Annotated in this window: 17 protein-coding genes; 1 reads left to right on the top strand and 16 read right to left on the bottom strand. The window is 36.6% G+C overall.

Annotation, left to right across the window (positions count from 1 at the left end; all coding sequences use genetic code 11):
- Positions 1 to 21: 21 nt before the first annotated feature.
- From MOO45_RS05775 to MOO45_RS05850, 16 genes are all read right to left on the bottom strand, one after another.
- Positions 22 to 774, bottom strand: coding sequence for a 3-oxoacyl-ACP reductase (locus tag MOO45_RS05775; protein WP_249515178.1), 753 nt, complete (start codon positions 772 to 774; stop codon positions 22 to 24).
- Complete coding sequence (locus MOO45_RS05780) at positions 771 to 995, bottom strand: DUF2829 domain-containing protein (RefSeq protein WP_249513979.1); 225 nt, start codon at positions 993 to 995, stop codon at positions 771 to 773. The genes MOO45_RS05775 and MOO45_RS05780 overlap by 4 nt, the downstream gene beginning before the upstream one ends.
- Positions 992 to 1,477, bottom strand: a complete 486-nt coding sequence (locus MOO45_RS05785; RefSeq protein WP_249515179.1) for a QueT transporter family protein — start codon at positions 1,475 to 1,477, stop codon at positions 992 to 994. The genes MOO45_RS05780 and MOO45_RS05785 overlap by 4 nt, the downstream gene beginning before the upstream one ends.
- Positions 1,478 to 1,588: 111 nt before the next feature.
- Positions 1,589 to 3,001 (bottom strand): oligosaccharide flippase family protein, encoded by a 1,413-nt coding sequence (locus MOO45_RS05790; RefSeq protein WP_249513980.1) that lies wholly within the window; start codon positions 2,999 to 3,001, stop codon positions 1,589 to 1,591.
- A 15-nt stretch (positions 3,002 to 3,016) separates the two neighbouring features.
- Entirely contained in the window at positions 3,017 to 4,015 is a 999-nt protein-coding gene (locus MOO45_RS05795) for a stealth family protein (protein ID WP_249513981.1), read from the bottom strand.
- Positions 4,012 to 5,145, bottom strand: coding sequence for a hypothetical protein (locus tag MOO45_RS05800; protein ID WP_249513982.1), 1,134 nt, complete (start codon positions 5,143 to 5,145; stop codon positions 4,012 to 4,014). Before MOO45_RS05800 ends, MOO45_RS05795 begins: the two co-directional genes overlap by 4 nt.
- Positions 5,146 to 5,160: 15 nt before the next feature.
- Complete coding sequence (locus tag MOO45_RS05805) at positions 5,161 to 6,204, bottom strand: glycosyltransferase (RefSeq protein ID WP_249513983.1); 1,044 nt, start codon at positions 6,202 to 6,204, stop codon at positions 5,161 to 5,163.
- A 15-nt stretch (positions 6,205 to 6,219) separates the two neighbouring features.
- Positions 6,220 to 7,266, bottom strand: coding sequence for a glycosyltransferase (locus tag MOO45_RS05810; RefSeq protein WP_249513984.1), 1,047 nt, complete (start codon positions 7,264 to 7,266; stop codon positions 6,220 to 6,222).
- 2 nt (positions 7,267 to 7,268) lie between these two features.
- Entirely contained in the window at positions 7,269 to 7,973 is a 705-nt protein-coding gene (locus MOO45_RS05815; RefSeq protein ID WP_249513985.1) for a sugar transferase, read from the bottom strand.
- 28 nt (positions 7,974 to 8,001) lie between these two features.
- Positions 8,002 to 8,442, bottom strand: a complete 441-nt coding sequence (locus MOO45_RS05820) for an LCP family protein (protein WP_249513986.1) — start codon at positions 8,440 to 8,442, stop codon at positions 8,002 to 8,004.
- Between the two features lie 8 nt (positions 8,443 to 8,450).
- Positions 8,451 to 8,636: a hypothetical protein gene (locus MOO45_RS05825; protein WP_249513987.1), complete on the bottom strand. Its 186-nt coding sequence runs from the start codon at positions 8,634 to 8,636 to the stop codon at positions 8,451 to 8,453.
- Between the two features lie 282 nt (positions 8,637 to 8,918).
- On the bottom strand, positions 8,919 to 9,647 hold the full coding sequence (locus MOO45_RS05830) for a tyrosine-protein phosphatase (protein WP_249513988.1): 729 nt from the start codon (positions 9,645 to 9,647) through the stop codon (positions 8,919 to 8,921).
- Positions 9,644 to 10,348, bottom strand: coding sequence for a CpsD/CapB family tyrosine-protein kinase (locus tag MOO45_RS05835; RefSeq protein WP_249513989.1), 705 nt, complete (start codon positions 10,346 to 10,348; stop codon positions 9,644 to 9,646). The genes MOO45_RS05830 and MOO45_RS05835 overlap by 4 nt, the downstream gene beginning before the upstream one ends.
- Positions 10,345 to 11,106, bottom strand: a complete 762-nt coding sequence (locus MOO45_RS05840; RefSeq protein ID WP_249513990.1) for a YveK family protein — start codon at positions 11,104 to 11,106, stop codon at positions 10,345 to 10,347. Before MOO45_RS05840 ends, MOO45_RS05835 begins: the two co-directional genes overlap by 4 nt.
- A gap of 230 nt (positions 11,107 to 11,336) precedes the next feature.
- Complete coding sequence (locus MOO45_RS05845; protein ID WP_249513991.1) at positions 11,337 to 11,738, bottom strand: DUF1149 family protein; 402 nt, start codon at positions 11,736 to 11,738, stop codon at positions 11,337 to 11,339.
- A 10-nt stretch (positions 11,739 to 11,748) separates the two neighbouring features.
- Positions 11,749 to 12,258 carry a tRNA (cytidine(34)-2'-O)-methyltransferase gene (locus MOO45_RS05850; protein ID WP_249513992.1) on the bottom strand — a complete coding sequence of 170 codons (510 nt, stop codon included), beginning with the start codon at positions 12,256 to 12,258 and terminating at the stop codon, positions 11,749 to 11,751.
- 303 nt (positions 12,259 to 12,561) lie between these two features.
- Here MOO45_RS05850 and MOO45_RS05855 point away from each other — a divergent pair, with 303 nt between their 5' ends.
- The gene (locus tag MOO45_RS05855; protein WP_249515180.1) at positions 12,562 to 13,533 is read left to right on the top strand and encodes a GMP reductase; all 972 of its coding nucleotides are present in this window, start codon (positions 12,562 to 12,564) and stop codon (positions 13,531 to 13,533) included.
- Position 13,534: the final 1 nt, after the last annotated feature.

Genomic DNA, 13,534 nt, shown 5'->3' on the forward strand with positions numbered 1-13,534 from the left:
TTCCCAGGAAATTATTCAATTTTAATTAGCTTTATTATCAATAACTTTTCCCAACGAAAATCCGCCGTCAATTGGAATAACCGCACCATAAATATAATTCGATGATTGACTAGCTAAGAATAACGTCAATTCGGCAATTTCGGCAGGTGTTGCATAACGACCAACCACCGTTTGATCCGCTACTAATTGCGCTGTTTGGTCTTGAAAATCTAATTGCGTCATCTGGGTTATAACAGCTCCAGGAGCAATACAATTTGCCCTGATCTGCCACTGACCATAATCAAAATTCAACTGCTTAGTATATCCAATAATCGCGTGCTTACTAGCTGTATAAGCAGCACCACCACCACTAGCCATAAAGCCGGCAATCGACGCCATATTGACAATACTTAAAGCTTTGTGCGCCAGCAAACTTTTATGGATTAATTCATTGCAAACCAAAAACATACTTTGTAAATTAGTATCCAAAACTTGCCGCCATAAATTAATTGAGGTTTTCAAAGACGGTTGATAATCATCCAGAATACCAGCCGTATTACAAACAACATCACAAAGAGGCATATGCTTTAGAATAGCATCTAATGTCTGAACATCAGTCAAATCAGCTTGCATAAATTGAAAAGCAACATCCGTAATATCACAATCACTTCGATCAATACCAATAACTCGACAACCTTGTTTCAATAAAAATTCACATTGACTTTGACCGATGCCGCTACTACATCCAGTAATTAATGCTGTTTTGCCCTGCAAATCTGGATAAAGAGCCGTCATTTCACAATTTTCCAATCATCAGCCAGCAAATCACAGTCCGTAGGTTGAAATACCGATAAAGCCGGTACTTCTTGTGTTCGAATCAAAAAATAAGGGTTAATTGGTTCTGATTGATACATAGCATTCTGAACCAAAAAAATATATTCTTCACTACCATCCCAACCCTGACGAATCAAGTGTTTACCTTGTTTTAACAATATCAAAGCCTCTTCAAAGGTCATTTTTTGACTTCTCCTTTTGTAAAATCAATTCTTAAAGTTAATAGATTAATAATAACTGCACCAATAATCATCGAAACAATCTCACCTAGCGCAACGCTACCCCAAGTCAACCAAAATGGCACATGGTCAACTAGAACTAACTCCAAAGCTACCAAACCAGTTCCAGGCAGTTGCATGATTGTCGCAATTACATATTTAAACAATTTGTTTGATACTTTGTGGCCAAAGTACCAAGTTAAACTCGTGCCAATTAAAGTGCCTAAAGTACCAAAGAAAACATCCATAATACCCAATGGTGAAAACATATTAGCAATCGCACACCCTAATACTAGTGCCAAAATATAACGCTTATTAAAGGCTGCCAAATGATTGAACATTTCTGACAATCTAAATTGAACCACACCAAAACTCCACGGTGCCAAAACCACCGATAACACAGCATATAAAGCAGCAATAATCCCGGGCAAAGCCCAATTCTTCATTTTATTCAATTACATCAGTCCTTAGTTTTTTTAATGGGATTTTTCGAACCATTAACGTCTATCATATAAAAAAAACAACACCAGTACCAGCATTGTTCCAATATTTATTGCTTAAGATTTTATTTGTTGCAGTATCGCCTGAACAATGGACGGCTTGCACCAAAATAAGACGCCTCCATAAATCAAAATTCCTATCAACACTTCGCCAAACAAAATAGCCAAATTAAATGGCCAAATCAAATTTAAAGGAAAAACGACTAGAAACATTGCCAAACTTGCAAGCCAAAATTTCCAACATTCTTTAAAAAGTAACTTCAGTTGGATTGCCTTATGAATCGACCATAGTTCATACAACAAGACACTCAATTCAGCTAAAATGCTCGCAAAAACTGCACCTAAAGCACCATAAACAGTAATTAGTGGCCAACAGACTAACAAACTGATCACCGCACCGGTTAAAATAGCTTTCGTATATGTCCAAGTTCGGCCAATCGGAATCAAGTACTGGTTTCCTAAAATATTCTCCCAAGCGATAAAGACGATCACAATTGCTTCAGCCATAATTAATATCCCCACTTCACCAAATGATTTACCTAAAAAAAATGGGGCAAATTTTACGGCAATTGCTGCTAAACCAAACATCATCGGCGAAGACAAGGCAGTGACAGCTTGAAATGTTAAGTACAAATAACGTTTAATCTGATCCATTTTTCCTTTAGCGAAACTAGCTGCCATCCGTGGTAACATGACCGTTCCTGCAGCAGTAACTACCGCCAAGGCCAACCGTACAATTCGATCAGCATAATCAAAGATTCCTGCCGCACTCACCGATACCAAAATTCCCAAAATTGTTTTATTCAAAGAAGTGTACAAGGAAACTGCAATCTGTGGAATAAAAAATAAAATAGCTTGCTGAAAATGTCGTTGCAACTTTACTGGTAGTTGCGGCTTGTGGATATAAGGTTTCAGATAAGTAAACAAAGACAAGTTCCCGATTAACTGAGATACGGTGGTAATCAAGATATAAATAACCACATCAGTTTCTTTTTTAACAAACAAAAAAATCAAAACTAAAGACAGCAATTTAATTAAAAAATTTCGTAAGACGGTGACTTTAAATTTTTCTAATCCCATAAAAAACCAGGAGACATCTAATGCTGTCGCAACAATCAACAACGATTGTGCTAAATAAGGTCCCAAATAAGCCCGATTCCAAGCACAAAAAATATAAAAACAACTTAAAGAAACAATGGTCGTCAACATCCGCAAGCTAAAGATTTCCCAAAAGATCTGCGATAATTGTTGAGGATCATTCCGATGATAAGCAACTTCACGATTCCCGTAGACAGAAATTCCTAACGCTGCCAATAACACAAAATACTGCGCATTCGAGGCCGTAAATGAAGCAATTCCTGACCCTTTTGTTCCTAAAACACGTGAAATATAGGGCATTGTGACTAACGGGATTAGCAAAATAAAAATCTGATAACAAACGTTATATAAATAATTCTTAATTAATTGCACAAATGTTCCCACCTATTACTTTTCAAAGCGTGATTTATTTGGATATTTTTGTTCTAATAAATCGGGTAAATATTGATTTACCGCCTGCACTTGTTCCTTAGTTAAGGCGACATCATTGAGGCACAACGCTTTATATTTAGGATTTTTCAACGCCAATTTGATGGCTTTTAAGTCGCTTAATTGTAAATATTTTCCAAATTTAGCGCTGCGTGGTTGAAATTGCCCCTGACACAATTGCCAATATCTAGCCAACCAGATAGTAATATCATCATTAGAGCGGAATGGCTGCTGATTTGTCTGTGCAAAATAAGTTGGAAACTTTTGCCGTAAAACACTGAACGTACTTTTTTTTAACGATAATGGCATATGAAAATCCATAAAACCACTAAACTTTGTGTATGGCAACAAAAACAAAGTTCGGAAATTATACTGTCCATATTGCCATTTAAAAAATTTGCGCCAATATTTACCCACCACCTGCTTTTGAGTAAATTGCGAATTAATCAATTTGATATTATTCAAAACCGCACTTTCAATCCCATCAATTTCTGGACAGATTGGTGACAACGCGGCCGTATCTTTGGGCAATTCATCCACAAAAAAATCCGTAGCTTGAACCTTTTTAGTCAGGACTAAATCATCATTAAATAATATAAAATTTTCAGATAGCCCCGAAATCTGATCCAAATTTAAATCAATAACATTAGAATTAAAAGTTGGTAAATATTTAGCAGCAATATAATCACGATGATCAACAATCTGCAAACATGGGTGATTGACATTTAACCAAACTGGCAACTGTTGGTCAGTCACCAAATAAATTCGATGAAACCAAGGCGCATAATTTTCTAAGGATCGAAAAACATACTTTAGTGTATTGAAATCTCGATAACGTTGTTCATCCGCTACTTGATAATGAAGTTTTTGTTGCTGCTGTTTTTTCTTAGCCAGCCATTTGGGGTCATCACCATCCACCCAGGTAATCACAGCATCAATTTCTGAATTAGTTTTCATCGTTGCCGCTCCTTTTCTGACAAGTATTTGTCATCCATCTGCATCAAATAAGTTAATAAAACGATCGTATATTGAAAATAATTCAAGCGTGACTCCATCAGAGAGATCAAACAAAAAGTAATCGTCAAAATTATCAGCGAAGTCAAATGATGTTGGGCAAATTTTTGCGTCAGCATCAGCAAATAAATAATAAAAATCACCGTAGCCAATAAACCAGTGCGTTCTAGCATAGAAAAATATGAATTATCAATAGTTTGCCGCGCGACATTTTGATAACTATCCGGTCCATTAGGGATAAATTGTCCCCAAAATTTAATGGGATAATATGTGCTCACATAATTCATATAAGCTAAGCGTTGCGAAAATAATTCATTTAACCGACTAAAATACGCATTAGCCGCGTTAAACTTAACAATTAAAACTGTGGAACCTACCAAAAACAACCATGGTCCCAGATAACCAAGCCATTTAAAAAATTTAGTCACTTGTGCGCGCACCGTCGTCCACCGACTATATAAAATCACATGACCAATGAGTAAACACCATAAACCGATTTCTGCCGAACGCGAATCTAAAACCAGATGATCCAATAAAATTAAGCCTAAGGTTAACAAATGGCTCAACCAAGTTTGTTTGGTACCATATAGAAAATAAATTTCACCACAAATAATTACTAATAAAGCTCCCAGTGTATTAGGGTGTAAAAAACCTAATGACGAACGCAATTGACCATCACGTATGACTTGCATATTCGGAATCAGGTTGATTTTCCAAAAAAATATTACAGTTAAAATTGCCATACAGCGTACCCAAAAATCGACGCGAATGAAGTCTGATAAATACACACCCTTGGCACTAAAGACAAACATTACCAATGTGATAAATACAATCGTATGTGAAGTCAACGATACTACCACTGCTAAAGTTAAGCCTAAAATCAAAGTTAACAATTCTGATAAAGAATACGCTTGAAACATTAAAAACAGCCCGGAAAAGACTATGGAGATGGTAAAAAAAGGCATTTGAATTTTAGTAGCTAAATTCAAATTACTCATCAACAGCAAAATATACCAAAAAAGATATATTCCATAAAAAGTTAACCAAATATTATTTTTGAAATGCTGCGTCATCTATCTTCTCCTATATTAGTCAGCATATACTTGCTGAAAAGCCTGTACAAATTGCGAGATTTGGTTAACTTGATGAGCTTTTTGCATGGCTGCAATAGACTTTTGATTATAACTACTTTGAGAAGCCAGCAACTGATCCGCTTGCCTAACAAATGTCGCCACATCAGACGCCACGCTGCCACAACGATCATCAATTAATTGCGTCAAGCCCCCAACAGGTGTTGCAAGTACCGGTTTCCCCAGTAGCAGTGCTTCTAATGCAGCTAACCCAAAGCCCTCATATTGCGAAGTAATCAATAATAAACGCGAAGCTTGTAAATACGGATACTGATTTTTTTGAAAACCTAAAAAATCAATATTCTTATCTAAATCAGCTTGAGCAATGGCTTGTTGGACAACCGATGTTAATTGACCTGATCCTAACATCACCGCTTTGATATGCGGATATTTGACTTTGAGTGCAGCAATAATTTGTACAAACATCAAAGGATTTTTAGCCTGTTCCATTCGACCAATGAAAATACAATCCCATTGAGTTGATAATTCTAATTGTTGAAGCTGTTGTTGTAGAATCTGCGGATTAATGACATTGTTGATAACAACAAATTTTGAGCGGATTAATTTTTTAAACAGATACTCTTGGCGAATTGCATCCGAAACCCCAATCACTTTATCGTAAGCAAACGAACTCAAAGCATAGATCCCTGACCGCCAAGTCAATTTTTGCATTCGCGTGTCGTTACTATGCAATTGCGAAATAATCTTAATTCCATGTCGCCGACAATAACCCTTATTTGCCGCTAAACACACGCTAGCGACCACATCATGACCTTGCACTATATCGGGCTGGTATTGCCGAAGAACCTGCAAAACTGTTCTAGGTGTCAATTTGTTCAAGACAATCCGGTTAATTTGGTTCTGCTTCAAATAAGCATCAATGGGTCCTGTCGGACAAACATAGTAATGCCGATAGCCAGAAACCAAAGTACAAATATTGATCACCGTACTCTCCAAACCGCTAAAAATATTCGTCCGAACAAAATGTAAAACTGTTTTCACCACAGTCTCCTTATCTCAACCATAAATCTGACAATACCGTTGCACCATTTTATGCAAATTATAATCTTTCTCAACTTCCCGTTGAGCATTCGTCATCAATCGTTGTCGCTTAGCCCTAGGACATTTGAAAGCTTCCAGCAATTGCGTTAAATCATTGATGACAGCACCAGTTTCATTATCACGGATCAACTCCTTGTTGCCAATCACATTGGTGACAATACAATAATTGCCACAATACATTGCTTCCAACAACGCTAACGGCAATCCTTCCCATTTAGATAATAAAACAAAAGTTTGCACTTTTTTGAGAATCGCAATAATTTGTTCATGTGCCAACCAGTCTGAAATCCGCACATTTGGTGCAGTTAATTGATCTTTCAGTGGACCATCACCCAACCACACAAATTCTTTTTCAGGATAAAGTTGCGCTAATTGATTAAACAAACGTGGATTTTTTTGCACATCAATTCTGCCAACTGTGACAACTGCTTTTTCTGAAATCTCAGTATTAACTGCTATTTGATCAATTGCTTGTAAATCAATTCCATTATTCACCAAAATACTATTATTCGTTACTTTTTTGCTTTGCAGATATTCACCTTGACCTACCGCGACAGTCTGAACCTTGGTCCGATAACCCAAGGTCTTTTCAGCTAAATAATATATTTTTTCCTGATGATGCGTATTTCCTTGCATCAAAAAACTATAGCCATGCGGATTATAAAACACTTTTTGATCTTTACGATATGGCAACAATCTGCCTAAATACCCTGCCTTAGATGAATTTAAATGAATGACATCTGGATCAATTTGTCGTAAATATTTTTTAAGTTCTTGATAAGTTTGGTAATCAGCATTCAGATTCAAAGCTCGTTGAAAAGACTTAATCTCAATCAACTGAATCCGCGGATCAAAAGTTGTCTGTCTTTGCTCCAAACTAGTTTGTCTTCGACCATACAAAATCGTAATTTCATACTGATCTACCAAATTATTTGTCAGTTCTTGCAAAAAAGATAACACGCCACCATCAAAAGCTTCAGCAATATAGAGAATTTTTTTCAAAATTAATATGCCCCCACGTGTTTTAAAACCGTCACGATACTTTTTAAGAAGATCTTCAAATCTAAGCCCACAGATGCATGTTCAACATAATACAATTCCATCGCACAACGCTTAGGATAACGCAAATTACTGCGTCCCATGACCTGCCAATAACCAATAATTCCCGGTTTCATTGACAACAAAGTCACTACTTCTTTATAATCCGCGTAATTTTTCAGTTCATCTCTCACAACCGGTCGTGGACCAATGATACTCATATCACCTTTCACAACATTCCAAAATTGTGGCAATTCATCTAATGACCATTTGCGTAAAAACAAACCCAATTTAGTGACCCGCGGATCCTGACCTAACGGTAATTTATAATCATTTTCGATATATTGCTTATACAATTCTTTATCTTCGTACAAAAATTGATCTGCATCTACGGCCATTGTCCGAAATTTATAGATATAAAATGGCACTCCGTTTTTACCCATACGTTCTTGTTTGTATAAAATCGGTCCCTTATCATTGCAAAAAAAAGTCTTAGTTTTTAAAAAAATCCCCAGCAATAAAAAGCCTATACAGCCAACAATTGATAATAAAATATTAAAAATTAATTGAAACAAAAAGTAACCCATTTTTTGCCATTGAATTTCCCAAAAAATAAAATCAAGTTTGCGACTTAAATAATCGTAAACTTGACTCAGCTTTTCATAAATCATATGTCAACGCATCCTTTTTTAACTCAATCTACCTTTTCTGTAATTTGTTCGTTAATTTGTGAACTTCATCAGACTTGGGATGACTTCCCATCAGATAATCAAACTTCACTGATTGCACCGTAGTTCGATAGTTTTTTGCTAATAATTGAAAATCTTTAAACGTTAGATTGGTTCGTACATTATCTGACAACACATTCAAAATATCTGAATAATGTGCCAAAAATTTAGGCTGACCCATTGCCTGAACCAAAGCTTTTGCCACCAATTGTTGACGTTGTTGGCGTAATTTGGGTTGTGGTGGTTGATTCATCAAAAATTTCAAAGCTGAATCGCCAGTTAAATGAATCCGGCCTTGTGTAAAACTAACTCCTTGTTCACTAAAAGCCTGGGGATTATCAACACTAATGCCGCCTAGTAAATCAATCAGTTGCTGTAAACCACGCAGATTAAAGGTAAAATAATGATCCACTGATACATTTAAATGTCTTGTACCGCAGGAATCGTGGCTGCTTCTTGCTTTTGAACATAAGTTTGTTTTAGCGAGACTGATTTTCCTTGATCTTGTACATCGGTAACTAAGATATTACTATCCAAATTGACCAATTCGGTTTGATGTCGCCGTGGATTTAAAACACCTAGCATCACCCGCTTGCGCTTCACCATAATTGTCCGAATGACGCAAACTTTGATTACTATTAATCCCAAAAATTAGAATAGAAATTGTTTTTTTCTGTTTTAACGATTGTAAATCTTTGGAAACATCCTTATGTTTCGTACTGGGCGCATGATAAATGCGTCCACTTGTCGATTTCAGATCGTAGTATAGATGACCTGCATAGACACCAACACCTAGCACCAATTAAAAAACAAGCAAACCAATAATCTTTCCCCAAGCTTTAACCCAATGTTGTTTTTTTCGTTTCATAAGTTTAAAAATTTGACTCCTTATAATAAAATCTGCTGCCCATTAATTACTTTTTGAGCAGCACTTTGTAATTGAGCAACTTGTGCTTCACCCATGCGCCGTGCAATTTTTTGATAAGCCTCGCGCAAACAGAAAGTCCGTTTCTGAATGCCGTGCGCATCAGATGCCACAAATTGAATGGCGTGGCGTTTTAACATCCACCAACCCGTTTTCTTAACTTTCAGACCAAATTTTCCTAGCAAACTGCCCGCACTTACTTGCGCTAAACATCCCCAACTCAATAGTTCAAATAATTCATTGGGATTCTTAATCAAACTGCCATTACGTTCGGGATGAACAATGATGGGCGTAATTTGGCGCGCAATTAATTCTGAAATCACCTCTAGCGCATAATTAGGAACTTCCATTTCCGGAAACTCAATCAATAAATAATGCTTTTGAGGATCAATAAATGATAATTGATCTTGAGCCAACTTGGTCAATGTCTCAGCATCCAAATAAAGTTCTTGTCCCGGCAATAGTTCCAAATTAATTTGCTGCTGCGTTAAATATTGCTGAAAAGCTGTCACAATTGTCGTTACTTGCTCCCGCGAATTATGAAAATAATGGTTATCGTGAGGCGTGCAGACAATTTGTGTAATGCCCTGTTGGACTGCAACGCGTGCTAAAGCCAAGCTATCAGCCACACTATCAGGACCATCATCAAGATGCGGTAATAAATGACAATGCAGATCTACCAAACCAGTCATTCATTATTCCCATAGTAATAATCATCATCACGATCAGTTTGATTAATATCGTTATAAACCACACCCAATATTTTGGCGTGCGCTAATTCCAAGGCTTCTTTGGCTTTGAGTAACTCATTTTTCAGAGTTACATGCGAACGTGCTACTAATATTGCCCCATCAGTTTGTGCTGACACCACTGCTGCATCTGTCACAGTATTAATTGGCGGCATATCAAAAATAATCAATTCATATTGAGCTTTAACTTGCGCGATTAAATTCGCCAAACGTTTGGAATTTAAGAGCTCCGACACACTAGCAATCTGCGTGCCACTAGTCAACACATCTAGATTAGGTATTTGTAGTTTTTGAATATACGCCTGCACACCGTCATTTTCCGCCAAAGCATTACTGAGACCTTGACGATTAGCAAGTTTAAAAGTTTGCCACACCGTCGGGCGTCTGATATCACCATCAACCAATAACACCCTTTGACCAGCTTGTGCACAAACTAACGCCAAATTAACTGCAACCGTTGACTTACCTTCATTACTATTTGGCGAAGTAACTACTAAGGTGTGACTTTCTTGTGCATCATCAAACGCAAATTGCAAATTGGTTCGCAAAGTCAAATATTGTTCAGTACTCGTCGAATTAGGTTGAAAAAAACTAGTTAAACCAATTTGGTTCAAATCTTGCGATTTCCTACGAAATAAAGTCATCTTTTATCCCTCCCAACAGCGGCCAAATCCTGCTTTTCTTCATCTTCTGCCAATGAGTTTTGCGCGATTGAACTTTGCATCTGCTTGGATGAAATTGCGCCGATTCTACCTATAATTGGCAAATCCAAATCATTCTTGATAAAATATTCGTCTTTAACTGTGCGATCAGTTAGTTCTAACACTAAACTCAACAGCAGACCAACAATAGTTCCTAAGACCCCACCCAAAACAATCAGCAACATTCTTCGTGGTTGAGCCGTATGGTGGGGAACTTGTGCCTTAGAAACAATCAAAATTTTATCACCATGAAAATAATGCTTAATTTTAGTTTGAAATACTTTCGTCAACACATTAGCAATCATTGAGCTAGCATAGCGGTTAGCATCGGTCACTTTAATCGTCAGCATTAATGAATTCTGCGATTGAACCACTTTTATCGACTTCTTTAATTCGCTAGCTTTGCGATCCAGTCCTAACTGTTGTAAATCTTGAGCCGAATCTTCTAAAACAATGTCGCTGACGACAAATTCTTTATAGGTGTTCAATAACTGCAAATTATTATTAATCTCATCATTGTTTTGAGCAGTTTTAGACGACAATGAAGCGACAACTTGCGTTTGAGCTTGATATTGTGGCTTCAACACTGCAAAAACTAGTATCACAGCACCGCCTAATCCCAAAATCAAACAGTATAAAATTGTTTGCCAATGCTTTCTCAACACATGCCACACATTTAGTAAACTGAAAGTTTGTTTCATAATAATATTCACCTCAATTTTTCAAACATATTGAAACTAAATATAAATACATCCATTCAAATTAACTAATATTAGTCTTAATATAATAAAAAGCAAAATTATTTTTATGAGAAATCACTTTTATTATATTCTAAATAAATATATTTGTAAATGATTTGAACTTATAAATTCCAAATAGTTTCTTGTAAACAAAAAAACTTGGAACATTTCTCCAAGTTTTAAATCATATTTTATTGCAACTCACCATCACCAAACTCAGCCTGAAAATCTAACTGATAGCCATGATCCAAAGTCAACGCCGTAACTTGATAAGTAATGATTTGAATTTGCTCAATCAGGGGTTGGGATAACTGTTCCACAATATCACCGCTTAAATCTTTAATTTCACCATCAAAGTCAACTAGCTGAATTACTTGGCCCAGTAAACCAGAAATTTCAAATGGCGCCTGCTCCGGATGAATATCAAACGGAATCAAAATCTGAACCATTTGTCCAGCATCGGAATTTTCGGCAGCAGCATCGTCTTGATATTCTTGGATTTGCACTTGAATATCCGTTTTTGCTGCCGTAGTCGGCTCCACTAAGTCATAATGATAACCTTGAACCACTAACGGTCCCTTATTTACTTGCATAACTTTCTCCTTAATGTAATTTGTCGTGCTCATAGCGATGCGTGAGTTCTAAGCCTTCAAAATGTTGTTGTCGAACAGCTTCATAAATTACTAACGCGCAACTATTAGATAAATTCAAAGCCCGAATATTATTACTCATTGGAATTCGCAAACACTTGTCTTGATTTTCACGCATAAATTGTTCTGGCAAGCCCGTCGTTTCCTTACCAAATAAAAAGTAATAATCCTTTTTAGTGTCTGAATAATCAATATCACTATAAATTTTATCAGAGAATTTACTAACTAAATATAATTGCTGTAAGTCAGGAATACTACTCAAAAAATCCGCCAAATCATCGTGAATGACTAACTGTAATTTATCCCAATAATCTAAGCCCGCACGTTTCATGTGCTTGTTATCCAAACTAAACCCAAGTGGCCGAATTAAATGTAAGACGGTATTCGTACCAACGCAAGTCCGCGCAATATTACCTGTATTAGCAGGCATCAACGGTTCAAACAATGCAATATGATTGGTCATAAGTTGCTCTTCTTTCATTGATAAATTATATAAAAAAACGCATCCCCTCGGCATATGCAGCAAGAAGATACGTTAATCGCGTCTATTTAATTTTCTTTATTAAATTTATAATTTGATAAAGAAAACTAATCTAAGTCCACAGTCAGGTATTATACAACGTCCGCTTTGTTAGTACAAGCTCTTTTTAGCTTGACTTATCATTTTATTACCATTAAATTAAGCATATATCGAACTTTAATTATTTATAAAGACTATATAGTTCGTAAATAACTCATTAAACGAGGTTGTTCAACATTGGCAAAAATTCCAGTATTTGATTTCGATGAAGTCCAATTAATTCCACAAAAATGTATTTTACAGCATCGTAGCGACGCTGACACTTCCGTCCGCTTGGGCGATCACACCTTTAAAATCCCCGTGATTCCCGCCAACATGTCTAGTATAATTGACGAACAATTAGCTATTTGGCTGGCTCGCCGCAATTATTTTTATATTATGCATCGCTTCAAGCCTGAGCAACGCTTTGATTTTGTTAAAATGATGCACCAAAAACAGCTCCTTTCTTCCATTAGTCTTGGAATTCAACCTGAAGATTATCAATTAGTTCAACAACTCGCAACAGCGCAACTGACGCCTGACTATCTGACGATTGATATTGCCCATGGCTACGCCGACAGCGTAAAAGATTTAATAGGTTATATTAAAAAAATGCTGCCGCATAGTTTTATCATTGCAGGAAATGTGGCCACACCTGAGGCAGTCACATTTTTAGAAGAAGCTGGCGCCGATGCTACTAAAGTAGGTGTGGGTCCTGGTAGAGCTTGCATTACTAAACTCAAAACAGGTTTTGGAACAGCAGGCTGGCAGCTAGCCGCCATTAATTATTGTGCACAAACATCTAAAAAGCCCATCATCGCTGACGGCGGTATTCGTAACAACGGTGATATTGCCAAAGCAATTCGTTTTGGAGCTACGATGGTGATGATCGGTTCTTTATTAGCGGGTCACGATGAAAATCCGGGTGAAATCATCAAAAAAAATCATCAGAAATTTAAGATTTATTATGGCTCCGCCTCACAAATGCAAAAAAAGCAGCACAAAAATATTGAAGGTAAAAAAGTTATTCTCCCTTATCGTGGTTCAATTCACGATACGCTCCAAGAAATGCAGGAAGATCTCCAATCTGCTATTTCCTATGCAGGTGGTAATTGCTTACAAGATTTAACCAAAGTTGATTATATTTTAGTAAATAATTCTATTTATAATGGTGATTAAT

Source organism: Bombilactobacillus folatiphilus (genome assembly GCF_023380265.1).
Classification (GTDB): domain Bacteria; phylum Bacillota; class Bacilli; order Lactobacillales; family Lactobacillaceae; genus Bombilactobacillus; species Bombilactobacillus folatiphilus.